This window comes from Pseudomonas sp. BJa3 (assembly GCF_026343815.1).
GTDB lineage: Bacteria > Pseudomonadota > Gammaproteobacteria > Pseudomonadales > Pseudomonadaceae > Aquipseudomonas > Aquipseudomonas soli.
Genome location: NZ_JAOXMC010000015.1, coordinates 144,015 through 162,552 on the forward strand (window position 1 = coordinate 144,015; position 18,538 = coordinate 162,552).

Sequence of the window (18,538 nt, forward strand, 5' to 3'; positions counted from 1 at the left end):
CGATGGATCGCGGCGCGACCCCACTTTCTCAAATCAGAGACACTGAGCTTCAGATAAATAATAAAACGCAATAAATTCAATGACTTAGTAACTTGGCACGATTTCCGCTATCTGCATTCCAACCATAAAAACAACAGTTGGAGATCCCCTTAGGATGACCGTGCTCATCGCCCTGGCCGCCCTGGCCCTGCTGATGCTCGCTGCATACCGCGGCTACAGCGTGATCCTCTTCGCGCCCATCGCCGCCCTCGGCGCGGTGCTGCTCACCGACCCCGCCGCCGTGGCCCCGGCCTTCACCGGGGTGTTCATGGAGAAAATGGTCGGCTTCATCAAGCTCTACTTCCCGGTGTTCCTGCTAGGCGCGGTGTTCGGCAAGCTGATCGAGCTGTCGGGCTTCTCGCGCTCGATCGTCGCCGCCGCCATCCGCCTGCTCGGCACCCGCCAGGCCATGCTGGTGATCGTGCTGGTCTGCGCCCTGCTCACCTACGGCGGCGTGTCGCTGTTCGTTGTGGTGTTCGCGGTATACCCATTCGCCGCCGAGATGTTCCGCCAGAGCGACATCCCCAAGCGGCTGATCCCGGCGACCATCGCCCTGGGCGCGTTCTCCTTCACCATGGACGCCCTGCCCGGCACTCCGCAGATCCAGAACATCATCCCCAGCACATTCTTCAACACTACCGCCTGGGCCGCGCCCTGGCTGGGCCTGATCGGCACGTTGTTCGTGTTCAGCGCCGGCATGCTCTACCTGCAACGCCAGCGCAACAAGGCCCAGCGCAAGGGCGAAGGTTATGGCAGCAACCTGCGCAACGAACCGGAGACCGCCGACGACATCGCCCTGCCCAATCCCTGGCTGGCCCTGGCGCCGCTGCTTCTGGTAGGCGTGATGAACCTGCTGTTCACCCACTGGATCCCGCATTGGTACGGCACCAGCCACACCCTGCAACTGCCGGGCATGGCCGCGCCGGTGCAGAGCGACGTGGCCAAGCTCACGGCGATCTGGGCGGTGCAGGCGGCGTTGCTGGTGGGCATCCTGATGGTGCTGGTGTGCGCCTTCGGCACCATTCGCCAGCGCCTGGCCGAAGGCACCAAGAGCGCGGTGAGCGGCGCCTTGCTGGCAGCGATGAACACGGCCTCGGAATACGGCTTCGGCGCCGTGATCGCCTCGCTGCCTGGTTTCCTGGTACTGGCCGACGCCCTGCGCGGCATCCCCAACCCGCTGGTCAACGAAGCCATCACCGTCACCCTGCTTGCCGGCATTACCGGCTCCGCCTCCGGCGGCATGAGCATCGCCCTGGCAGCCATGAGCGACAGTTTCATCGCCGCCGCCAACGCCGCCAACATTCCGCTGGAGGTACTGCACCGGGTCGCCGCCATGGCCAGCGGCGGCATGGACACCCTGCCGCACAACGGCGCGGTGATCACCTTGCTGGCGGTCACCGGGTTGACCCACCGCGAAGCCTACAAGGACATTTTCGGTATTACCCTGATCAAGACCCTGGCCGTGTTCGTGGTCATCGCCACGTTCTACGCCACCGGCATCGTATGAAGGAGAAAGGCATGACGCTCAAAGGCAAGACCGCACTGGTCACCGGTTCCACCAGCGGCATCGGCTTGGGAATAGCCCAAGTGCTGGCCGAGGCCGGCGCCGATATCCTGCTCAACGGTTTCGGCGACCCGGCCGCGGCCATCGCCGAGATCAGGCGGTTCGGGGTCAAGGTCGCCCATCATCCGGCCGATCTGTCCGACGTCGCACAAATCGAGCAAATGTTCGCCCTGGCCGAGCGCGAGTTCGGCGCGGTCGACATCCTCGTCAACAATGCCGGCATCCAGCATGTGGCACCGGTCGAGCAGTTTCCGGTGGAGGCCTGGGACAAGATCATCGCCCTGAACCTCTCGGCGGTGTTCCATGGCAGCCGCCTGGTGTTGCCGGGCATGCGCGCGCGTGGCTGGGGGCGGATCGTCAATATCGCCTCGGTGCACGGCCTGGTCGGTTCCACCGGTAAGGCCGCCTACGTGGCCGCCAAGCATGGCGTGGTCGGCCTGACCAAGGTGATCGGCCTGGAGACCGCCACCAGCAACGTCACCTGCAACGCCATCTGCCCGGGGTGGGTACTGACGCCGCTGGTGCAGAAGCAGATTGACGACCGCGCCGCCGGCGGTGGCGATGCAAAGCAGGCGCAACACGACCTGCTGGCCGAGAAACAGCCCTCCCTCGCCTTCGTCACCCCTCGCCACCTCGGCGAACTGGTGCTGTTCCTGTGCAGCGAGGCCGGCAGCCAGGTCCGTGGCGCCGCCTGGAACGTCGATGGCGGTTGGCTCGCCCAGTAAAGGCTAGAGTGGAACAAGACAAGCCCGTTCCTGTAGCGGAGCGGGCTCGCACCGCGACAAGACTCTCAGCCCTGACCGAGACTTCCGCATGAACGACGTACTCTGGCGCCCCACCACCACCCAGATCGAAGCCAGCCGGATGGACGCCTTCCGTCGTCGCGTCAACCGGCGTTTCAACCTTCAGCTCGACGACTACGCCGCCCTGCACCGCTGGAGCATCGAGCAGCGCCCGCAGTTCTGGCAGACCCTCGCCGAGTACTTCCATGTGCAGTGGCACACGCCGCCATCGAGCATCCTCGAGGAAGGCGAACACATGGCCGACGCGCGCTGGTTCCGCGGCGCCACCCTGAATTTCGCCGAACACCTGCTGCAGCGCCGCGATGACCGTCCGGCCGTGGTGGCCGTGCGCGAGGACGGCGGCCGCCACAGCCTCACCCACAATCAACTGGCCGCGCAGGTCGCCGGCTTGCAGCAGGCTTTTCGCCAGGCCGGCATCGCGCCGGGCGATCGTATCGCCGCGGTCATGCCCAACACCTGGGAAACCCTGGTGGCCATGCTCGCCGCCACCAGCCTCGGCGCGGTCTGGTCCAGCTGCTCGCCGGACTTTGGCAGCCACGGCATCATCGACCGCTTCGGCCAGATCGCCCCTCGGCTGCTGGTGGTTTGCGCCGGTTATCAATATGCCGGCAAGGTCATCGACCAGGTGGAGAAGATCAACCAGGTCGTGGCCCAGCTACCGAGCATCGAGCAGTTGCTGGTGGTGCCGCATACCCGGCCGCAGACCCGCGCCGATGAGTTCACCGGCAAGCCGACGGCCCTGTGGGCCGATTACTTTACGCCCGGCGGGACGCCGACCTTCGCCGCGCAGCCCTTCGATCATCCGCTGTATATCCTCTATTCCAGCGGCACCACCGGCGTGCCCAAGTGCATCGTCCACCGCGCTGGCGGCGTGCTGTTGCAGCACCTCAAGGAACACGGCCTGCACAACGACCTCAAGGCCGACGATGTGCTGTTCTACTACACCACCTGTGGCTGGATGATGTGGAACTGGCTGGCCAGCGGGCTGGCGGTCGGCGCCACCCTGGTGCTGTATGACGGCTCGCCGTTTCACCCCGGGCCCGAGCGTTTGCTCGACCTGATCGATGCCGAAGGCATCCGCGCCTTCGGCACCAGCCCCAAGTACCTCGCCGCCCTGGAGCAGGCCGCTGTGGAGCCGGCGAAATCCCATGGCCTGGGCAGCCTGCGCCTGATCCTCTGCACCGGCTCGCCGTTGTCGCCCCACAGCTACGACTATGTCTACGCCAAGATAAAGGCCGACGTGTGCCTGGCCTCGATGTCCGGTGGCACCGATATCGTCGCCTGCTTCGTGGCCGGCAACCCGCTGCTGCCGGTGCGTCGTGGCGAGATCTCCGGCAAGGGCCTGGGCATGGCGGTGGAAGTCTGGGATGAACAACGCCAGCCGGTCAGCGGCGCGAAAGGCGAGCTGGTCTGCATCCATCCCTTCCCCTCGATGCCGCTCGGCTTCTGGGGCGACGCTGACGGCCAGCGCTACCGTGACGCCTACTTCAGCCAGTTCGAAGGTGTCTGGTGCCAGGGCGACTACGCCGAGCAGGTGCCTGGCAGCGGGCTGATCATCCATGGCCGCTCCGACGCCGTGCTCAATCCCGGCGGCGTGCGTATCGGCACCGCCGAGATCTACCGCCAGGTGGAAAAGGTCGAGGAGGTACTGGAGAGCGTGGCCATCGGCCAGGACTGGAATAACGATGTGCGCGTGGTGCTGTTCGTGCGCCTGCGCGACGGTCTGCAGCTCGACGAGGCGCTCAGCCTGCGTATCCGTCAGGTGATTCGCCAGTTCACCACACCGCGCCATGTGCCGGCGGTGATAGTCCAGGTCAGCGACATCCCGCGCACCCTCAGCGGCAAGCTGGTGGAGCTGGCGATCCGCGACGTGGTGCATGGCCGGCCGGTGAAGAACACCGACGCCCTGGCCAACCCCGGGGCGCTGCAGCAGTTCCGCGACCGCCCGGAGTTACGCTGAGGGCGACATCAGGCATAATGTCGCCCTTTTGCCCCGAAGCACAGGTAACCCCATGAAAGCCCAAGCCCGCCACATCCTGGTCAAGACCGCTGACGAAGCCGAAAAGCTCAAGCAGCGCATCGCCAACGGCGAGGCTTTCGACGTGCTGGCGAAGAAATTTTCCACCTGCCCGTCCGGCAAGCGCGGCGGCGACCTGGGTGAAATACGCCCGGGCCAGATGGTCGGCGCCATCGACCAGGTGATCTTCAAGAAGCCCCTGCGGGTGGTGCACGGACCGATCAAGAGCAAGTTCGGCTATCACCTGGTGCAAACGTTCTATCGCGACTGAGCCTCGCTCTCGCGCCGTCTCTGCAACAACGCAGGCGATTGCTCACCACTGGCGACCACGCGCTCCAAACCCTCCTGCACGGCAAGGCTGGCGCTCTCCATGTCGGCCACCGCCTTGAGCATCGCTGCGGTATCGCCGCTGGCATGGGCATCGATGGCGTCGAATGCGCAGCGGTGCACGGCGGCATGGGGCGCGTCGATATCCTTGTACCCGGCAAGATGCGCATAGTGCAGCGCCCCGTCCCCCTCGCGATACCACTTGCCCAGGCGACAGTGGGTATGGTCGGTAAAGTCCGAACCGCGCTCCTGCGAAACGCCGAACAGCACCTTGTAGACGCGGAACTTGTAGATCAGGTGATCGAGCTTGGCCAGCTCGCAGAAGCTGCGCAGCGCCGACACCGATGCCGATCCTTCGGCCACCGTTGACATGTCGAGCAACTGGCGCATGGTACTGGCCGCGGACTGGCCGACCCCGCTGTATGACGACGAATGCTCGGCCAGGCTGGCGATATGTCCTCGGCTTTGCGCACTGTCGGCACGAATGGCCGAGACCAGCGTGCCGATCTCGGCGGTGGCGTCGGCTGTGCGCCTGGCCAGGGTCCTGACCTCATCGGCCACCACGGCAAAGCCGCGCCCGGCATCGCCCGCCCGCGCCGCCTCGATGGCCGCGTTCAGGGCCAGCAGGTTGGTCTGGTCTGCCACCTCGCGGATGATCTCCAGCACACCGCCAACCTGCTGGGCCTGATGATCGAGCCTGCCGACCTTCTCCGACGCCTCGCCGGAGGCATCGGCCAGCTGCTCGAGGTTGGTCGCGATGGCATCAATGCTGGCCTGGTTGCTGCTGGCAATGCCCTGGATGCGGATGGCGTACTGTCTTTCCTGCTCCATGCTGTGGGCGAGGCTGGCGAACGACGTCTGGGTCATTTCCAGGGAATGCGAGAACGCCGAGAGGTTGCCGGCCAGGTGCCCGAGCACCTGGTTCTCTCGCGCCAGTTCCTCAGCCCTTGATTCCGCCTCGCGGACGCGCTGCTCAGATGCCGCCAACTGTGAACGGGAATGCTCCAGGGCGACGTTCAGCTCCTTGATCCGCGGGTCTTGCCGACCTGCCTTGCTCCACCACTTCACACCACGCTCCCGGGATAGACCCACCGCCTGTCACCCGGCGAAAAAGCTCCGGGCAGAAACATGGAAAGGTCTCAGCAAGCGCAAAGCGCGGCAATACTCAGCTGCGATGGAAAACAGCGGATCAGCGACGGGCCGCCAGCAGGCCAAGCCCCGCGCACCCCAGCAGCGAGGCGCTGACCCGGTTGAACATGCGCCGTGGCCCGGGCCGTGCGAACCAGCGCTGCAGGTACGCGCCAAGCCCGGCATAGATGGCGATGGCCGCCCACTCCAGCAACAGGAACAGCACGCCCAGGCGCAGGAACTGTTCACTGACCGGGGTGGCGCTGCCCACGGTGACGAACTGCGGCAGGAACGCGGTGAAGATGAGTATTGCCTTGGGATTGCCCGCCGCCACCCAGAACTCCTGGCGCGCCAGTTTCCAGGTGCCGCGAGGTTGCTCGCCGGCCACCGCCGCCTCGCCAACCGGTGCCCGCCACAGCTGCCAGGCGATATAGAACAGGTAAGCCGCGCCCAGCACCTTGATCGCCAGGAACAGGTACTCGCTGGTGTGCAGCACCACGGCCAGGCCCATCGCGGCCAGGGCGATCATGCCGCTGAAGGCGAGCAGGCGCCCGGCACCGGCCACACAAGCGGTGCGCAGGCCATAGCGGCTGGCATTGTGCAGGGACAGCAGGTTGTTGGGGCCCGGCGCCATGTTCAGAGCGAAACAGGCGGGGATGAACAGCAGCAGGCTCGACAGGTCCATTCTTGTTCTCCGGCAGGGACCGGTGCAGCGTCGCGCCTGGCGGGCAGGCCCGTCAAGCACAGTGGCGCGGCAAATGGCCGTAACAGCGACCAGACGCTAGACTGGCGCCCTCCGTCCGTCTCAAGGCACCTCGCCATGACCCGCCCGAGCAGCGAAATCTGGTACGACCCGGCCATGCCGTACGTCGAGAGCCGGCGCGCTTGCCATAGCCGCGCCTGCTACAAGGCTCATAGCCACCCCAGCTTTTCCATCGGCGCAGTGGATGCCGGCAGCAGCCGCTTCACCGGCGCCGCCAGCGGTGAGGAGCGCTTGACGCCGGGTACCCTGGTGTTCGTGCCGGCGCAGCGGGTGCATGCCTGCAACCCGCAACCGGGTCAGGCCTGGAGTTACCAGATGCTGCACCTGGATGCCGAGTGGCTGCGTCAGCTACGCCTCGAATCCGGCGTTGCCGCAGGCGAGCCCGGTGCCGTGGCCCGGGTCACTCGCTCACAGGCGCTGTACCTGCAGTTCTGCGCGCTGAACAGGTTGCTGTTTTCACCGGCGCCAACCTTCGAGAAAGAGGCTGCGTTGGTGGCCTTCATCGGCGAACATGATTTCTCCATGCACCCGGCCTTGCTGGCGGCGCCACCATTGCCGCCGTCGACACTGCGCGAACTGTTGGACCACGCACAGGAGCAGGACCTGGCCGAACTGAGCCTGGAGCGCCTGGCGCGCCAAGCCGGCATGGGGCGCTACCAGTTAATACGGGCGTTCAGCGTCGCTACCGGCATGACCCCTCACGCCTGCCTGCTCAACGCGCGGGTGAACAAAGCCCGGTGTCTGCTGCGCCAGGGCCAGGCGCTGGCGGAGGTGGCCTATAACCTGGGCTTTGCCGACCAGAGCCACTTCCAGCGGGTGTTCAAGGCGCATGTCGGGGTGACGCCTGGGGCCTACCGGGCGGCACTGAAGCACTGACATCACCGCACAGCGGCCCCCTGCAATAATCTTCAATACTCCACCCATCACCAGCAACAGACTGCGGCTACCTCCACCAGGAAGCCCGCCCCCATGCAACTGTTCATGCTCGTCGCCACCGCCCACTTCCTCGCCCTGCTCTCACCCGGCCCGGACTTTTTCCTGGTGGCCCGCACCTCGGCCAGCGCCGGCTGGCGGCTCGCCAGTGGCGCCTGTGCCGGGATCGCCCTGGCCAACGGCATGTTCATCTGTGCGGCGTTTACCGGGGTGTCCTTTTTACGCGATGGCGGCCCTCTGTTCGTCACCATCCAGCTGGCTGGCTGTGGCTACATGCTCTACCTCGGCCAACTGTTCCTGCGCCATGCCGGGCAAGCAACCCTGACGCCCCGCGAACCTGGCCTGGCAACGTCTGCGCGTGGCTGGCTGAACAGTTTGGGCATGGGCTTCGCCTCGGGCATCCTCAACCCGAAGAACGCACTGTTCTATGCAAGCCTCGCGAGCATGATCGCCAGCAGCGGTACCTGGGCCAAGCTGGGCTATGGCATCTGGATGTTCGCCATCGTCCTGGCCTGGGACCTCGCGGTTGCCGTGGCCATCGGCAACCCGCGGGTACTGCGCCGCTTCGCCCGCGCCCTGCCCTGGCTCGAGCGCGCCTCGGGCTTGATGTTGATCCTGCTGGCCGGCGCTGTTCTCACGCACCTGGCTTGGCGCTGAGCGGCTTAAGGCCATCCAGTTCGAGCAGGGTGAAGTGACCACGGCTCCAGCCGCCGGTGTCCAGGTGCCAGACGTTGCCCAGCACCTTGATCTCCAGCACCGGTGTATGGCCTACCAGCAAGGCGCGCAGGCCCTTGACCGGGCGGCTGTCGCCCTCCTTGAGGCGCCGGCGCGACCACTGGCACACCTCACGCACCTGCATGTCATCCCCGGCCTGCAGGCTCGCACACAGCTGCGCCCAGTCGTCGAACGGGCTGTCGGCATGCAGCAGGCCGACCGGCCCGCCCGCCGTGTCGACTTGCAAGGCGATCGGCAGGCGTTCGAACACCTCGACGAACCGCACCTGCTCGGCCTTTGGCAAATCGAGGAACCATCCGCCGCCGGCCGCCCGGTACATGTCCAGGTCGACCCGGTCGCCGCGCAGGTGATTGACCGCCAGCGACTCGTGGTTGCCCTGCACCGCATGGAACCAGGGCTCGGCCAGCCATTGCAGCGCCTGTGCGCTGCCCGGCCCACGGTCGACCAGGTCGCCGACGCTGAACAAACGGTCGACCAGCGGATCGAAACCGACCGCCTCCAGGCATTCACGCAAACGCTTGAAATGCCCATGGATATCGCCCACGGCCAAGTCACGGCCACGGCTGTTGGCGGCGATCCGCCTGAACGCAGTCATTGCATCATTCCTCTGCTTCTTTCCGGCACCGGCGTAAAATAAGCGGGTAAACCGCCCGAACCCGGAGGTGCATCATGCGAACCACCCTGGCCAGTGCCGTGCTGATGGTGCTGGCACTAGACAGCATGGCACAGGGCGCCTCGACCGCGCAGGTCGAGGTGCGTTTCGAGCACCCCGAGAAATTCCGCGATGCCAGCCTCGACAATCGGGCCTACCCTCGCAGCGCCGACCCGCAGGTGCTGAAAGTCCTCACCCTGCACCTGCAGAAACTCGGCCAGCGCTACTTGCGGCCCGGCCAGCAACTGGTCATCGACATCCGCGACATCGACCTGGCCGGCCAGTTCGAGCCCTGGCACAGCCAGGCCTACGATGTGCGCTTCATGCGCGAAGTCACCTGGCCCAGCATCGACCTCGACTACACCCTGCAGCAGCCCGGCCAGCCCGCGCTCAAGGCCCAGGAGCACCTGAGCGACAAGACGTACCTCAGCCGCCCAGGCCGCCTGGGCAACAACGACCGGCTGTATGCGGAGAAGGCCATGCTCGGCGACTGGTTCCGCCAGCGCTTCGCCCAGCCGCCCTCTTGAGCGTCACCACGCCAGACGGCGCAGGGCGATGGGCGCGATCAGCCGATGGAACGGTGCCACCGGCAGCATGTACAGGCGGCCAAGCCGATTGTGCGTGCGCACCACGGTGCTCACCAGCACCTCGCAACGACCCTCGGCCGTCGGGCGTCGCAGCAGGGCGATGTGCACGTCCAGGTGCTGGTCGCGGTCGACCAGCAGCACCTCATCCTCGGTGTTGGCCACCAGGGTGAAAATCCCCACCCGCTCTCCGGGCTGGTAGCTGCCCGGGGCGCGGGCCGGGTCTATGGCGGTCAAGCGTCCCAGGTCCTTGAGGCCGAGCAGCGCGACCAGGCGGTTGCGCAGCACCATCAGCGTGTCGATCCAGCCGGGCATGCTTGTCATCAGGCGCAGGAAGTGCGCCATGGCGGGCCGCCCGTCGTCCGCAATTTCAATCGCCCGGCAATGGCGAAAACCCGCCTTAGCAGCATGCGCTGCGATCAGCGAGTCGGCGGGTATGGTGGCGGCGTGGGTCATTGTGTTTTCGTCCATGAAATCGACACATCGGTACTGGGAGGGAACGGCCGTCGATTGTATCCTCGACTGCCGACGACATGCCAAGGACGGATACTCCATGAAGAGCTGCGCAGTACAGCTGGCTTTGAGCAAAGGCGATGTGGCCGCCAATATCGCCCATCATTTGCACGCCATCGAACAGGCCGCGGCCCTGGGCGCCGAACTGCTGGTGTTCCCCGAACTGTCCTTGACCGGCTACGAACCAACGCTGGCCCGGCAACTGGCCATGCCCGCCGACTCGCCGCAACTGGTACCGCTGCAAGCCGCGTGCGATCGCTTCGGCGTAACGGCGGCGGTCGGCCTGCCGATGCCGACCATGGCCGGCGTGCGCATCGGCATGCTGGTATTGCGCCCGAGGCTGGCGCCGCTGGTGTATGCGAAGCAGCGCCTGCATGACGACGAACTGGACTACTTCGTGCCCGGCAGCACCTCGCTGGTGTTCGCCGCCGGCAGCCACCAGGTGGCGCCGGCCATCTGCTATGAATCGATGTTCCTCGAGCACGCCGCGCACGCCCAGGCCCAGGGCGCCGACCTTTATCTGGTCAGCGTGGTCAAGACCGAGGAAGGCATCCGCGCAGGGGCTGCGCACTACCCGCAGGTTGCCCGGCGGCTGCGCATGCCGGTGATCATGAGTAACTGCGTCGGCCCTGCGGACATTTACGTGGGGGCCGGGCAGTCCGCGGCCTGGGATGCCGAAGGCAACCTGCTGGCCTGCCTCGGAGACGTAGCGCCAGGCCTGCTGCTGCTCGACACGGCGACCGGCACTGCCCAGGCATGGCCGCTGGAGCTGTGCGCATGAAGTATGCGCTGGTGATCCTGGCCAGTTATGCCAGTGTCTGGTACCTGGTGGGCACCCTGATTCGCGGGCGCCTGGCCGATATCGCCGAAGGTCTGCGCCATCGCCCGGACGCCCCGCCTGCGGGGCAGTACCTGCGCGAAGTCGAAGCCCACGCCCGCCGTGCCCACCGCCACTACAGCCTGTTTGCCGGCACCGTGCTGGCGCTGGTGTTGACGGTATTCTGTGCCTGGCTCAGCTGACGCCTAGGCTCTGGCGCCCCTCCAGCGCCAGCAGATACTGCTTGGCCGGCAAGCCACCGGCGAAACCAGTGAGACTGCCCGAGGCCCCGATCACCCGGTGGCAGGGCGCGATGATCGAGATCGGGTTGCGGCCGTTGGCCGCGCCCACCGCCCGAACCGCATCGGGCTTGCCGATCTGCCGGGCGATCTGGCCGTAGCTGCGGGTCTCGCCGAAGGGAATGCTCAACAGCGCCGCCCACACCTCACGCTGGAACGCGGTCCCGGCAAAGTCCAGGTCCAGCTCGAAGCGCTGGCGTTGCCCGGCGAAGTACTCGCCCAGCTGGCGGGCGGTCTCGCGCAGCACGCCGTGCTGGTCGTCGCGGTGCAGCTCGCCGAGGCGCACCCGGTTGTCCCGCTCATGCTCCCACAGCACGGCGGCCAGCCGCTCGCCCCGCGCCACCAGGGTCAGGGTGCCGACAGGCGATTGCATGAGGGTGAAGGCACAGGACATGGCAGGCTCCGGCAGGATGACGTTCGCTGCACTGTACCCATCGCGGCGCGGCCACGCATCCGCTTTCTTGCCCAGCCATCGCCACTGGCCAGTCCGCAGCGCCGCCCCGTACACTGAGGCGCCACTCGTTTTTCAAAGGACGGAAACACAGTGAACGACGCCTCGCCCGACATCGTCATCGAACGCTTTGCCGAGCAGCACCTGTACGGTATCACCGCGCTCTACAACGAACCCGCGGTGTGCCGCCAGGTGCTGCAGATGCCCTATCAGGGCGTCGAAGTGTGGCGCGAGCGCCTGGCCGCCTACCATGACCGACAAATCCGCCTGGTGGCGGTGCACCAAGGCCAGGTGATCGGCAATATCGGCCTCGACCAGAGCACACGCATCCGCCAGGCGCACCTGGGCGAACTGCTGATGGGCGTTGCCCAGGCCTGGCAAGGCAAGGGCGTCGGCTCACGGCTGATGACGGCCATCCTCGACATTGCCGACAACTGGATGAACCTGCGCCGGGTCCAGCTCACCGTCTACGCCGACAACGAACCGGCACTGGCGCTGTATCGCAAGTTCGGCTTCGAGGTCGAAGGCCGGTTGCGCGACTACGGTGTGCGCGATGGGGTGTTTGTCGACGCGCTGTGCATGGCGCGGTTGCGTCAGTCGTAGAACACCATGCCTGCATAAGGCTTCGCCCGGCAGGCCGCCAGCCGCGATTGCAGATCACCGACATGCGCTTCGAGCTGGTGGCCATCCGGGTCGAGGAAATACAGCGAGTCTCCTTCGCTGCTGTCCTGCTTCCACAGGCGCACGTCGTGTTCGCGCAAGCGCTGGGCGAAGGCCGCGAAGTCGCCCTGGCAAATGGAAAACGCGTAGTGCGTGTACGTGCGCTGCAGGTCGCCCGCCTCTACCTGATCGACCGACAGGCACAGCCACAGCTCGCCCAGGCTCAGATAGGCACCCCGCTCCCACTGAGCACTGAGCCTGAAGCCCAGTACCTGCTGGTAGAACACGATGCTGTCGGCGAGGTTGGAGACGGCCAGGGTGAGATGGTTGAATCCGTTCAACATGAGAATCGTCCGAAGTGAAGTAGGACAAGAGCGTTTCGCGGGACGAGGCAAACGGCAGCGTCCCGCGAAGCGCCGATCATACCCTCGAACACATCAGCGCGGCATCGAGCAGGCGCCCCTTGTCATACCAGGCATCGCGTTGATAGGCGGAGTATTGTTGCCGCCCAGGGGAGCCCTGGACCTTCACCAGGCCGTCGGCCTTGTTCGGATCAAGGCTGGCGACAAACAGCTCGAGGGCGTCCTGGTTCTGCACGATAAAGGTCGTCGCGTTTGCGGGAAGCTCGGCTTTGACGCAGTTCAGGTAATCCGGCGGGGCTTTCGCGGTCACGCCGAAGGTGTTGTCGCGCCCGGCCCGGATATCGGGATCATGCGCGCAACCGGCCAGCAGCAGGCTGGCGGCCAATGCCATCATCAAGCGATTCATACAGACTCCAACCACCCCAGCAGGATGCCCTGGACAGAGTCACACAGCCACCACCCTTTTTAATAGTCTGCTTACGATCTACAAGCCTAGCCCCGGAGTGACGGGGGCGGTATGCCGGTTCGCTATATCGCCTGGGTGGGCCGGTCGATCCGGTAGAGCACGTGGGGTCGCAACGGATTGCCTTCAGGCACCGTCACGTCGAGGAAGTCCTCCAGCGGATCCGAACGCATGCCCAGCCTCTGCATCAATGCCCTGGAGGGTGTGTTGATGCTCGAGGTGTAACCGATGATCTGGGGCAACCCAAGGGTCGACCACGCGTAGGCCAGGCACGCGCTGGCCGCCTCGAATGCGTAGCCCTTGCGCCAGTGTTCACGCCCGAGGATCCAGCCGATTTCGACATGCGGGCCGCCCGGTATCTCGTCCCCGGTCGAGGACAAGCCAAGCCCGCCGATCAACGCGCCATCCACCTTGCGCTCGACCGCGACAAAGCCGAAACCGTGCGTTTGCAGGTGCCGATCGCACTCGGCAAGCATCGTGCAGGTTTCAGCGGGCGTCAGTATTGCCGGGTAGTAGTAGCGCCTGACTTCGGGGTCGGCGTTGACGAGGGCAAAGGCTTCGATGTCCCGCTCTGCCCAAGGGCGCAGGACAAGACGAGGAGTCTCGATGAACATGGGTAAGGCGCAGCTCCCTTCTACCAGACATGACCGACATCGCCTTGCGATGCCAGCGAGGCAGGGGAATCTAGCACATGCGCATGACCGCGGAACTCCGGCCCTCAATCGACCGGAGCCCGGACAGGTCAATCAATCGCGATCAAGGTTTGCCGAACACATAGAAGCTCAGGTTGGCCGAGCTCTTGCCGGCGGCGAACAAACCGCGCAGATTGTTCATCGAAACGCTGCGAATGTTGAAGGTCTCCTGGGTGGAGTAGCTGTCATCGATGCTGACGTACTGCAGGTTCTTGTCGCTGCCACCGGAATAGTCCAGGCGAACCATGAAGGTGCCCGCGCCGGCAGTGGTCCTGAGGATGAAGGATTTGTACTGCTGGATCTGCGCTTCGACGAAGTTAGCGCCGGCCCGCTCACCTTCCTTGCCCTTAACATCGCAACGACCGCTGCTCAGGTAGACATAACCAGGGGGTACCTGAATATCGGCGGTCAGTTCTTCTTTGAAAGCCCGTTGCTGTGTCATGACTCATGCTCCTTATGAGTAGGATTTGCGTACAGCACTGGTGAGTCTACAAGCGCCCGACCAGTCGGCACTGCTGGCGGACAAGCGGAACACGCAAATGAGTGTCGAACGAAAAATCAGACATTCACCCGACAACATGAACTGTTTCAGCCATGAGCAGGGATCTGCAACAGCGGATTTGGCCGGGTGTCGGCAAAGCCGCTGCCATGCACCGCAAGGTCTCTCAGCGCCGTGTATTGATCCGTACGGTCACCGCGCTGAAGAACATGAGCATGGAACCGATATACAGCAAGACAAGATCGACGCCGGGGAACGCGACAATTCCAACACCCCAGGCAACCAGAAAGGCCCCGCCGACAACGCAGCGTTGCCGGGCCGTGAATCGCTCAGTTGCAGCCTTTACCCGGCCCATCAGCGCGCTCCAGTAAATCGACAAAGTCTTGATGATGTTCTCCTTGAAATCGCAATCACCGCCTGGACGATGTTCCTCAGTGCTTGTCTGGCGAAGCGGGCGACCAGGCCCCCATCATGATGACGCTGGCAAAGATTACGATATAGGTCAGGTACTGCCCTGGGTGCACCAAAACACCTACCACCCAGACGCCAGCAAAGCCTCCACCTATCTGGCGTCTGCGCCGGGGCGTCAGCCATTCCAGCAACGCTGCATGCCTTTCACGCAAGCCCATACCACACTCCCTGTCTGGCAAACGGCAAAGTTTATCACCGCGAGCGAACCGCGACACCCTTGCGCCCGGCCCCGATTCTGGGGACGTGTCCCCAGGCGCGGGGATCAGGCACTGGCCTGCAAGAATACGAAAACCGCCACCACATCCACGGCCAGCACGGCGGCCACCACGAAGCTCATGAAATAGAGGTCATCCTGGAACATGTCTGCACTCCCGCCTGGTGGGTTTGCTTGACTCAAGCAACTCCCATTCCAGCCTGCCCGCTTCAGGACCATGTCCATTGGTCAGACGTGGTGGGTCTATCGCGCAAACAGGCGCTTACTGATCACTCACTCCGGCTCTACGCAAGGATGCCAATCGAGGTGTGCCCCGATGAGACGCATCCAGAAAATCATCCAGCAGCGCCGTCGGCAGCTGCATGTGCACCTGCCGCCCAGCGAATTGAAGGCGTTGAGCCGTGACGATGGGCCCGTCACGGCGAAAGCCGCATGGCTGCCGGAGAGGCGCCAGACCACAACAAGTGATGCTAGGCTCCAGCGAACCTGGCCATCCAAGGTAGTGGAAATGAGCTTCGACTGGCACGCAGGACCTATCACCCGCACGACCCTGCTCGACAAGAACTACCGCAACACGCAGAAGGTCCGGCAGTTCCTGCTCGGTGAATGCGGCGCGGCGTTCAAGTTCGATCGGACCTTCATGGCCTGGATCAAGAGCGGAGCACCCTCCACCATGGGGGATGTCGCGGATGAGTGGATGCGTACGCGCAGGTGACCGCCCGCCAGTTGAAACCGAGAATGTGGTCCAGCCTGGCCGGGGCTATCCAATGCGTCTTCAGTTGGTCAAAGGCATGTGCTCACCATCACTGCCGATTACCGTTCCAATGAGAGTCTGAGGCGGTACCGGGAGGAAGTTTTCAGCAAGTCGCAGGGCTTCCTTCGCTCAGTTCGCTGCGGTCCAGACGGCCAGTTCATACCCATCATGATCAGTGAAGTGGAATCGCTTGCCGCCCGGAAACGAAAACACCTCTCGGCTGATCTTTCCGCCCGCAGCCACTACTTTGCCTTGGGCATCAATGAGGTCGTCCGAATACAAGATGACCAGCGGGCCACCGGGCCTGACAGGCTCGCCCGTGGTGAAACCACCAGTGAGCCGGCCGTCGCTGAACTCAGTGTATGTGGGGCCGTAGTCAACGAAGCTCCAACCGAATACTGCGCCGTAAAACTCCTTGCTGCGTTTGATGTCGCTGACGTTGAATTCGATATTGTCGATCTGACAATCTGTTCCTCTGCTGCTCATTGACACCTCCTTGTTAAGAGGTCGAACTCTACCACAGCCAAGCGATAGCCAAGTCATGCATCACATCAGTCGAAAATCACCATTGGAGCCAGCTCTGGATACTCGGTAGCGAGATCGTCTAAGCACTCTTTCAGCAATGCAGCGTCAACAGGCAGGCATCCCACTAACGATCTCCACCCCAGTAACCGCAGCTGACCTGGCATCTCAACCAATCCAGTGACTGCATCCCAAAAGGCATCCCAATTGCAGCCGTACCAATTCGGAAAACCTAGCGCCTCGCTTAGTACAGCATGTAACTCCGCGGTGGAAGCGACTCCATTTAGTTCGACTGTCGCGGCACGTAAACTAGTCATTGCTGAAGCTCAGAGAAACGTTCGATAGCGCCAGAATCCATACATCCATGTAAACAGTCAAATGCCGTCTCTAGAAAAAACGCGCAGAAGGTCATCGGCTTTGATCGCTAGCACCGAAGGGCATTCACCCCTTCCATTTGGGCCGCCCTTACCCTCTCCAACCACTCACTTGAATGGTTCGAAGATGCCCGACGATGAGAGGCAGCGATCTGTCGAGGCGCTGGCGCACTGGATGGATGCTGTGGATGCGATCCGCCCCCGTGTCGTCATACATTTCTCCAGGCATAAAAACCCGCTTTGCGGGCTTGCTTGAAATATGGCGTCAGCCGGATCTATTGGTGAAAAGCTCAACCACGGAAGGATGGACCTGGCTTAGGCTCGGTGGGTGCAACCACTTTCCTGTGATCATCCCAGCACATAACCTGTACATCCTCTACAAACTGGCGAAGGATTTTGGTTTTTTCGTCTTGGGTATCGCCAACGGGATACCCCTTTGCCTTCTCTTCTAGTCGAAATCTATAGCCAACCCCTAACTCACCGAGGATTCCGTCGTACTCTGCAAGAGGCTCTTTGAACTGCTTCGCCGCCATTACGTCGACGGCATCTATGGCTACGAGTTGGCACCATCTGACCTCGGATACCAAATACCTAGGTTTACCATCCTCCATCCACCAAGCAGCTGCATATGGACTTACAAACAAGCTAAACGCAGCGATCGTCGCCGCAATAATCCGCGTAATCATGGCATTTTGATATCTAAAACGAGTAGCTTACCAGTTAGCTATCCACCCATCCACCCTGGACGGAAGGCTGATCTCAGCGATCACGTCCTGTAAACACGGTTGAAACGCGTCTTGCCGCAATAGAAGCGCATGCAAACTCAGAGTTTCAGGCCATGGTTCAATCCTTTGAAGGCTTGCGAAAAAGGCGTGAAGTCTAAGAGCAGACGGCGATCGGACGCCCCCCCTAGTGAAACCATGGGTCTGCAATGGCAGGACATCGACCTCGGGGACCGCACCGCAACAATCCAGCGCATCATCGTTGACCGCCAGCCGCGCCGACCGGACGAACCGGGTGGTGTTGCTGAAAAACCGAGCGCTCAGCGCCTGGCCAACGTGAGGCGGATGGCTTCAAAATCGGCCCACCCTACAAGCCCATTTGTGTTCCAGCTGAGTAAAGGTGGGCTGTGGATCAACGAACCAAGTGTTACAATCCGCCACTGCAAATCAGCGCTCAAGGCGCTGAACATCCGTGAACGCCGGCAGTACGACACCCGCCACACCTACGCAACCCTGTGCCTGATGGCCGGGATGAACCGAAGTGTTCATCGCGAACCAGCTCGGCCATGGCGTCGAGATGTTGCTCTCTACCTACGCGAAATGGATCAGCTCCTCCTCGGACTGGAGGGAGCTGGAGAAGCTGCTGCCCCGAGTCGAATTGGCCCAAGATTGGCCCAAGACTGACGAAAGGGCCTAAATACACCTCTGGAACCCCCGCAGGACAAGCACTTGATTTCTACCGCCAATATCACCATGCGCTATGCGGTGGGGGTTAAGGTGTGCCAGAGCGTTGATTTTGCTGGGTGAAACTCCCCTACTCCCCCCACCGAAACACACAGGTTGGACCGAGAATTGGTCCGAGCGACGCAACTATCCATTATGCCTAAGCGGCATTCCCCGGCGTTCTGCCGACCACGATCCGTTCTGGCTCGTCCATCTCCCACTCCTCTGCAGATTCATACCTCAACAGGCCCATGGCCCAGGCCTCCTCGTGCTCGAGCAGAGCCCAGGTCCTGGCTGCTTCGGACAGCTCCAGCATGTCGGACAGCACGTTGGCATCGACTTCCTTTCGCCGGCTGGCGGCGTAGGCCATTTCATTGAGAACCGCGGCGCGCCCGTCCGGATCGGTGACAAGGGCGGGGCCGTCGTACAGCTCGTCGAGCCACGGCCTCGGAATGCC

General features: G+C 63.5%; 24 protein-coding genes and 2 pseudogenes. 13 read left to right on the forward strand and 13 right to left on the reverse strand.

Features of this window, described 5'->3' with window-relative positions; all coding sequences use genetic code 11:
• The first annotated feature begins 154 nt into the window (after nt 1-154).
• The 4 genes from OH705_RS19520 to OH705_RS19535 all read left to right on the forward strand — a co-directional run bounded on the left by OH705_RS19520 (nt 155) and on the right by OH705_RS19535 (nt 4,694).
• Nucleotides 155-1,546: a GntP family permease gene (locus OH705_RS19520; RefSeq protein ID WP_038706178.1), complete on the forward strand. Its 1,392-nt coding sequence runs from the start codon at nt 155-157 to the stop codon at nt 1,544-1,546.
• Nucleotides 1,547-1,557: 11 nt separating this feature from the next.
• The gene (gene hbdH, locus OH705_RS19525) at nt 1,558-2,328 is read left to right on the forward strand and encodes a 3-hydroxybutyrate dehydrogenase (protein WP_267302799.1); all 771 of its coding nucleotides are present in this window, start codon (nt 1,558-1,560) and stop codon (nt 2,326-2,328) included.
• A gap of 88 nt (nt 2,329-2,416) precedes the next feature.
• Nucleotides 2,417-4,366, forward strand: coding sequence for an acetoacetate--CoA ligase (locus OH705_RS19530; protein WP_267302800.1), 1,950 nt, complete (start codon nt 2,417-2,419; stop codon nt 4,364-4,366).
• Nucleotides 4,367-4,418: 52 nt separating this feature from the next.
• Nucleotides 4,419-4,694: a peptidylprolyl isomerase gene (locus tag OH705_RS19535; protein WP_013972552.1), complete on the forward strand. Its 276-nt coding sequence runs from the start codon at nt 4,419-4,421 to the stop codon at nt 4,692-4,694.
• Here the strand turns inward: OH705_RS19535 and OH705_RS29365 are convergent.
• The 3 genes and pseudogenes from OH705_RS29365 to OH705_RS19550 form a co-directional block, all read right to left on the reverse strand.
• Nucleotides 4,682-5,140 (reverse strand): CZB domain-containing protein, encoded by a 459-nt coding sequence (locus OH705_RS29365; RefSeq protein WP_416383585.1) that lies wholly within the window; start codon nt 5,138-5,140, stop codon nt 4,682-4,684. The two genes, OH705_RS19535 and OH705_RS29365, sit on opposite strands and share 13 nt — an antisense overlap.
• 36 nt (nt 5,141-5,176) lie before the next feature.
• Nucleotides 5,177-5,416, reverse strand: a pseudogene (locus tag OH705_RS29370) (methyl-accepting chemotaxis protein); the annotation flags it as partial.
• 523 nt (nt 5,417-5,939) lie between these two features.
• A complete protein-coding gene (locus OH705_RS19550) occupies nt 5,940-6,563 on the reverse strand; it encodes a LysE family translocator (protein ID WP_104443802.1) in 624 nt (207 codons plus the stop codon).
• 135 nt (nt 6,564-6,698) lie between these two features.
• On the opposite strand from OH705_RS19550, the gene OH705_RS19555 reads away from it, so the two are divergent.
• Together OH705_RS19555 and OH705_RS19560 are read left to right on the forward strand one after the other, a co-directional pair.
• Complete coding sequence (locus tag OH705_RS19555) at nt 6,699-7,517, forward strand: AraC family transcriptional regulator (protein WP_267302801.1); 819 nt, start codon at nt 6,699-6,701, stop codon at nt 7,515-7,517.
• A 93-nt stretch (nt 7,518-7,610) separates the two neighbouring features.
• Nucleotides 7,611-8,231, forward strand: a complete 621-nt coding sequence (locus OH705_RS19560; protein WP_267302802.1) for a LysE family translocator — start codon at nt 7,611-7,613, stop codon at nt 8,229-8,231.
• Here OH705_RS19560 and OH705_RS19565 read toward each other — a convergent pair.
• Nucleotides 8,209-8,904: a metallophosphoesterase gene (locus tag OH705_RS19565; RefSeq protein ID WP_267302803.1), complete on the reverse strand. Its 696-nt coding sequence runs from the start codon at nt 8,902-8,904 to the stop codon at nt 8,209-8,211. The genes OH705_RS19560 and OH705_RS19565 overlap by 23 nt on opposite strands.
• Nucleotides 8,905-8,978: 74 nt before the next feature.
• Between OH705_RS19565 and OH705_RS19570 the strand changes: the two genes are divergently transcribed.
• Nucleotides 8,979-9,488, forward strand: coding sequence for a DUF3016 domain-containing protein (locus OH705_RS19570; protein WP_267302804.1), 510 nt, complete (start codon nt 8,979-8,981; stop codon nt 9,486-9,488).
• Between the two features lie 3 nt (nt 9,489-9,491).
• Here OH705_RS19570 and OH705_RS19575 read toward each other — a convergent pair whose 3' ends face one another.
• Nucleotides 9,492-10,016: a DUF2867 domain-containing protein gene (locus OH705_RS19575; RefSeq protein ID WP_232888138.1), complete on the reverse strand. Its 525-nt coding sequence runs from the start codon at nt 10,014-10,016 to the stop codon at nt 9,492-9,494.
• Between the two features lie 82 nt (nt 10,017-10,098).
• Here OH705_RS19575 and OH705_RS19580 point away from each other — a divergent pair, with 82 nt between their 5' ends.
• Nucleotides 10,099-10,839: a carbon-nitrogen hydrolase family protein gene (locus OH705_RS19580; RefSeq protein ID WP_267302805.1), complete on the forward strand. Its 741-nt coding sequence runs from the start codon at nt 10,099-10,101 to the stop codon at nt 10,837-10,839.
• Entirely contained in the window at nt 10,836-11,078 is a 243-nt protein-coding gene (locus OH705_RS19585) for a hypothetical protein (RefSeq protein ID WP_038706186.1), read from the forward strand. The genes OH705_RS19580 and OH705_RS19585 overlap by 4 nt, the downstream gene beginning before the upstream one ends.
• Here the strand turns inward: OH705_RS19585 and OH705_RS19590 are convergent.
• Nucleotides 11,071-11,568 carry a methylated-DNA--[protein]-cysteine S-methyltransferase gene (locus OH705_RS19590; protein WP_094010351.1) on the reverse strand — a complete coding sequence of 166 codons (498 nt, stop codon included), beginning with the start codon at nt 11,566-11,568 and terminating at the stop codon, nt 11,071-11,073. The genes OH705_RS19585 and OH705_RS19590 overlap by 8 nt on opposite strands.
• Before the next feature lie 150 nt (nt 11,569-11,718).
• On the opposite strand from OH705_RS19590, the gene OH705_RS19595 reads away from it, so the two are divergent.
• Entirely contained in the window at nt 11,719-12,228 is a 510-nt protein-coding gene (locus OH705_RS19595) for a GNAT family N-acetyltransferase (RefSeq protein ID WP_267302806.1), read from the forward strand.
• Here the strand turns inward: OH705_RS19595 and fos are convergent.
• The 4 genes from fos to OH705_RS19615 all read right to left on the reverse strand — a co-directional run bounded on the left by fos (nt 12,219) and on the right by OH705_RS19615 (nt 14,244).
• Nucleotides 12,219-12,629, reverse strand: coding sequence for a fosfomycin resistance glutathione transferase (gene fos / locus OH705_RS19600; RefSeq protein ID WP_267302807.1), 411 nt, complete (start codon nt 12,627-12,629; stop codon nt 12,219-12,221). The genes OH705_RS19595 and fos overlap by 10 nt on opposite strands.
• 76 nt (nt 12,630-12,705) lie before the next feature.
• Nucleotides 12,706-13,053, reverse strand: a complete 348-nt coding sequence (locus OH705_RS19605) for a hypothetical protein (RefSeq protein WP_023629951.1) — start codon at nt 13,051-13,053, stop codon at nt 12,706-12,708.
• 122 nt (nt 13,054-13,175) lie between these two features.
• Nucleotides 13,176-13,724, reverse strand: coding sequence for a GNAT family N-acetyltransferase (locus OH705_RS19610; protein WP_267302808.1), 549 nt, complete (start codon nt 13,722-13,724; stop codon nt 13,176-13,178).
• A gap of 142 nt (nt 13,725-13,866) precedes the next feature.
• A complete protein-coding gene (locus OH705_RS19615) occupies nt 13,867-14,244 on the reverse strand; it encodes a hypothetical protein (RefSeq protein ID WP_267302809.1) in 378 nt (125 codons plus the stop codon).
• Between the two features lie 97 nt (nt 14,245-14,341).
• Here OH705_RS19615 and OH705_RS19620 point away from each other — a divergent pair, with 97 nt between their 5' ends.
• Together OH705_RS19620 and OH705_RS19625 are read left to right on the forward strand one after the other, a co-directional pair.
• On the forward strand, nt 14,342-14,776 hold the full coding sequence (locus OH705_RS19620) for a hypothetical protein (protein ID WP_267302810.1): 435 nt from the start codon (nt 14,342-14,344) through the stop codon (nt 14,774-14,776).
• 718 nt (nt 14,777-15,494) lie between these two features.
• A complete protein-coding gene (locus tag OH705_RS19625; RefSeq protein WP_023629947.1) occupies nt 15,495-15,701 on the forward strand; it encodes a DUF6434 domain-containing protein in 207 nt (68 codons plus the stop codon).
• 168 nt (nt 15,702-15,869) lie between these two features.
• On the opposite strand, the gene OH705_RS19630 is transcribed toward OH705_RS19625, so the two are convergent.
• Nucleotides 15,870-16,226, reverse strand: coding sequence for a VOC family protein (locus OH705_RS19630; RefSeq protein ID WP_267302811.1), 357 nt, complete (start codon nt 16,224-16,226; stop codon nt 15,870-15,872).
• 65 nt (nt 16,227-16,291) lie between these two features.
• A complete protein-coding gene (locus OH705_RS19635; RefSeq protein ID WP_267302812.1) occupies nt 16,292-16,579 on the reverse strand; it encodes a barstar family protein in 288 nt (95 codons plus the stop codon).
• Nucleotides 16,580-17,703: 1,124 nt separating this feature from the next.
• On the opposite strand from OH705_RS19635, the pseudogene OH705_RS19640 reads away from it, so the two are divergent.
• A pseudogene (locus tag OH705_RS19640) lies at nt 17,704-18,055 on the forward strand (integrase).
• Between the two features lie 186 nt (nt 18,056-18,241).
• Here the strand turns inward: OH705_RS19640 and OH705_RS19645 are convergent.
• Nucleotides 18,242-18,538: hypothetical protein (locus tag OH705_RS19645; RefSeq protein ID WP_267302814.1), on the reverse strand; the 297-nt coding region annotated here is incomplete at its 5' end.

Bases quoted from the DNA above. Each gene is read 5' to 3' on its own strand.
- OH705_RS19520 (WP_038706178.1), top strand. From the start codon at position 155: ATGACCGTGCTCATCGCCCTGGCCGCCCTGGCCCTGCTGATGCTCGCT.
- hbdH (WP_267302799.1), top strand. From the start codon at position 1,558: ATGACGCTCAAAGGCAAGACCGCACTGGTCACCGGTTCCACCAGCGGC.
- OH705_RS19530 (WP_267302800.1), top strand. From the start codon at position 2,417: ATGAACGACGTACTCTGGCGCCCCACCACCACCCAGATCGAAGCCAGC.
- OH705_RS19535 (WP_013972552.1), top strand. From the start codon at position 4,419: ATGAAAGCCCAAGCCCGCCACATCCTGGTCAAGACCGCTGACGAAGCC.
- OH705_RS29365 (WP_416383585.1), bottom strand. From the start codon at position 5,140: ATGCGCCAGTTGCTCGACATGTCAACGGTGGCCGAAGGATCGGCATCG.
- OH705_RS19550 (WP_104443802.1), bottom strand. From the start codon at position 6,563: ATGGACCTGTCGAGCCTGCTGCTGTTCATCCCCGCCTGTTTCGCTCTG.
- OH705_RS19555 (WP_267302801.1), top strand. From the start codon at position 6,699: ATGACCCGCCCGAGCAGCGAAATCTGGTACGACCCGGCCATGCCGTAC.
- OH705_RS19560 (WP_267302802.1), top strand. From the start codon at position 7,611: ATGCAACTGTTCATGCTCGTCGCCACCGCCCACTTCCTCGCCCTGCTC.
- OH705_RS19565 (WP_267302803.1), bottom strand. From the start codon at position 8,904: ATGACTGCGTTCAGGCGGATCGCCGCCAACAGCCGTGGCCGTGACTTG.
- OH705_RS19570 (WP_267302804.1), top strand. From the start codon at position 8,979: ATGCGAACCACCCTGGCCAGTGCCGTGCTGATGGTGCTGGCACTAGAC.
- OH705_RS19575 (WP_232888138.1), bottom strand. From the start codon at position 10,016: ATGGACGAAAACACAATGACCCACGCCGCCACCATACCCGCCGACTCG.
- OH705_RS19580 (WP_267302805.1), top strand. From the start codon at position 10,099: ATGAAGAGCTGCGCAGTACAGCTGGCTTTGAGCAAAGGCGATGTGGCC.
- OH705_RS19585 (WP_038706186.1), top strand. From the start codon at position 10,836: ATGAAGTATGCGCTGGTGATCCTGGCCAGTTATGCCAGTGTCTGGTAC.
- OH705_RS19590 (WP_094010351.1), bottom strand. From the start codon at position 11,568: ATGTCCTGTGCCTTCACCCTCATGCAATCGCCTGTCGGCACCCTGACC.
- fos (WP_267302807.1), bottom strand. From the start codon at position 12,629: ATGTTGAACGGATTCAACCATCTCACCCTGGCCGTCTCCAACCTCGCC.
- OH705_RS19605 (WP_023629951.1), bottom strand. From the start codon at position 13,053: ATGAATCGCTTGATGATGGCATTGGCCGCCAGCCTGCTGCTGGCCGGT.
- OH705_RS19610 (WP_267302808.1), bottom strand. From the start codon at position 13,724: ATGTTCATCGAGACTCCTCGTCTTGTCCTGCGCCCTTGGGCAGAGCGG.
- OH705_RS19615 (WP_267302809.1), bottom strand. From the start codon at position 14,244: ATGACACAGCAACGGGCTTTCAAAGAAGAACTGACCGCCGATATTCAG.
- OH705_RS19620 (WP_267302810.1), top strand. From the start codon at position 14,342: ATGAGTGTCGAACGAAAAATCAGACATTCACCCGACAACATGAACTGT.
- OH705_RS19625 (WP_023629947.1), top strand. From the start codon at position 15,495: ATGAGCTTCGACTGGCACGCAGGACCTATCACCCGCACGACCCTGCTC.
- OH705_RS19630 (WP_267302811.1), bottom strand. From the start codon at position 16,226: ATGAGCAGCAGAGGAACAGATTGTCAGATCGACAATATCGAATTCAAC.
- OH705_RS19635 (WP_267302812.1), bottom strand. From the start codon at position 16,579: ATGACTAGTTTACGTGCCGCGACAGTCGAACTAAATGGAGTCGCTTCC.